Raw genomic sequence first — 293 nt, 5'->3', positions numbered from 1 at the left:
CTTCCGTCTCGCCGTAGCTGAAGGAGCCGCCGCTGGTGGTGGCCGAGTTGTCGCTCATCACCACGCGCAGGCGGGTTTTGCCGTTTTTGGACGTGGTGGGCACCGTGAAGGCGCTGCTCAGCGTGATGGCCGAGTTGCTGCTGCGGCTGGCTACCAGCTCGCCCGAGTCGCTGAAGTCGCCGTCCTGGTTGTAGTCGATGTACAGCTTCCAGTATTCGGTGTAGGCGGTGCTGGTGAAGCCGGCCGAGTAGTAGATGGTCTGGGCCGAGCCGGCCGTTACCGTTGTGCCCAGG

The 293-nt window shown here is 64.2% G+C and carries 1 protein-coding gene; it reads right to left on the bottom strand.

Going from position 1 to position 293, the window contains the following annotated elements; all coding sequences use genetic code 11:
- On the bottom strand, window positions 1-293 hold a 293-nt coding region (locus EJV47_RS28305; RefSeq protein ID WP_243651341.1), incomplete at both ends, for a GEVED domain-containing protein.

Source organism: Hymenobacter gummosus, assembly GCF_003970915.1.
GTDB classification, from domain to species: Bacteria; Bacteroidota; Bacteroidia; order Cytophagales; family Hymenobacteraceae; genus Solirubrum; species Solirubrum gummosum.
This window is presented reverse-complemented; position numbering and strand designations above follow the sequence as displayed.